Consider the following 2,031-nt stretch of genomic DNA (forward strand, 5'->3'; position numbering starts at 1 on the left):
CGTTTTCGCGACTGGCGCTGAGAGCGGTCTATGCGAATGCGCGGATGCTTGAAAGGGCTGGCGGTGGGGCTGTTGTTGCTCAGCTCCCTGAGCCAGGCCCGCCTGGACGAACCTCATCAGGTACAGGAGCTGGCCTATGGCGAGGTGGCTTATCTTTACCTCAAAGGGGATTATTTTGCTGCTCTGACCCGCGCCCAGATGGCGCTGGAGCGGGGCGAGGTGGCTATCCACAAGGCGGATATGGAAGTGCTGTTGGGGGCCATGTACAGCGCCTACGGCATGCCCGAAGACGCCGAGCAGGTTTTCAACCAGCTACTGGATACCCAGGTCAGCGGTGAGGTCGCCCAGCGGGCGTGGATCCATCTGGCCGGCCTCTATTACCGCCAGCAGAAATATGAACAGGCGCTGACCATGCTGGATCAGCAGGTCGGTGAGCCGCCGGCAAAACTGGAAGAGGTATATTTCAGTTTGCGAGCGCGGATATTGATGCGCCTGCAACGCTATGAAGACGCCGCAGAGCTGCTTGATGCGTTTTCCGAAGATCACCCACTCAATGCCTACCTGCGTTACAACCTGGCAATCAGCTGGATTAACGGCAAGCACCCGGGGCTGGGCCAGGAGTGGCTTTGGCAGCTGGCCAACTTGCCGCCAGGGGATGCCCAGACCAACGCCATCAAGGAAAAAGCCATGTTGGCGCTGGCGATCTACATGATGCGCAGCGACCAGGAAGACCGGGCGCTGACCCTGCTGCGCGATGCCCGCCTGGAAGGGCCTTTTGCTGATATCTCCCTGCTGCTCTATGCCCGTGCGCTGCTTATCGAAAACCAGCCAGGCAAGGCATTGCCGGTGCTGCAGCAGCTGGACACGAAATCGATCCAGCGCTTGCCAGTGCAGGAAGCGCAGCTGGCGATTCCCTACCTGTACGAACAAATGGGGGACCAGCGTTCTGCCAGACAGGGATTCGAGACTGCGCTGGAGCGCTTTGATGTTTTGCAGCAATACCTGCTGGAAGTGGAAGCCGATATAGCCAGTGGTGAATGGTTTACGGCCATGGTGGGAGAGCCCCGCTGGTCCACGGCCATGGACCCGGTGCCGCCGTTTCTGCCGCGCCGGGTGGAAAGTTTCCCAACCTTTTATGAATGGTTCGCCACCACCGAATTTCAGCGCGGCTGGAATAATTACCACGAGCTGTTGCGGCAGAAGAACCTGCTTACGCAATGGCAGGAGAAGCTGCCGGCCTTCGAGACATTGATGGCGGCCCATCGGCGCAAGCAGGATGAAACCCGCCCTGCGGCCCGAGCGTTATTGGACGATCTGTCACAGCAGGATTTCCAGGGACGCATGACCCGTTTGCAGCGCCGTTACGATGAGGCCGTGGCCAAACAGGACCCGCTCCCCTTCGCCACCGACAAGGAACGCAAGCTGTGGGAGGCCCAGCAGAATGCCGAGCAGCGCACCGATGGCTGGGGCAAGCGAAAGCGCCCTGACGTGACCGCCAAGCTGGATTTCTACAAAGGCGTGTTGCTGTGGGAGATGCAGGAAAACATCGTGCCGCGCCAGTGGGAACGTCAGCATCAGCTTAATGAAATCGATGGGTTGCTGGATGAAACCCGTGTGCTGCGCAGCCGTGTGCTGTTTGCCACATACCGCTCCGAGCGGTTGGAAGATTTCTCGCAAGAATTGAATGCACTGACCGGCGAGCTGGAACGCTTACAGAAACGCGGGGCGCTGCTGATGCGTCGCCAACAGTACGGATTGCAGGCCTCGGCCTATGAACAGGTCACCGAAACCCGCAACCGCCTGAAGCGTTTCAGTGCTTCGGCCCATGAAGGGCTGGCTGATCTTTACCATCGCGCCTTGCGCAGCAGCCGCGAGCGTGAGCAGGCACCGACAGATGCCGCGCCCCAGTCCCCCGAGTTCCCGTTGCAGCCGCCCATGGGGTCGCCCCGGTGACCGCGCAACAGCTGGATTCCTTGCGCCACGCCGGGCAGGGGTTCGACCTGATCAGTGGTGGGGCGTTTTCGCCGGCGG

At 60.5% G+C, this 2,031-nt stretch carries 1 protein-coding gene; it reads left to right on the forward strand.

Annotated features, from left to right (window positions below; genetic code table 11):
- The first annotated feature begins 30 nt into the window (after positions 1–30).
- Positions 31–1,953, forward strand: coding sequence for a lipopolysaccharide assembly protein LapB (locus A3730_RS22905; RefSeq protein ID WP_082872502.1), 1,923 nt, complete (start codon positions 31–33; stop codon positions 1,951–1,953).
- The last annotated feature ends 78 nt before the right edge of the window (positions 1,954–2,031 follow it).

The organism is Alcanivorax sp. HI0044, from assembly GCF_001634945.1.

Excerpts from the sequence above, each read along its gene's own strand:
- A3730_RS22905 (WP_082872502.1), top strand. The coding sequence starts at position 31 with ATGCGAATGCGCGGATGCTTGAAAGGGCTGGCGGTGGGGCTGTTGTTG.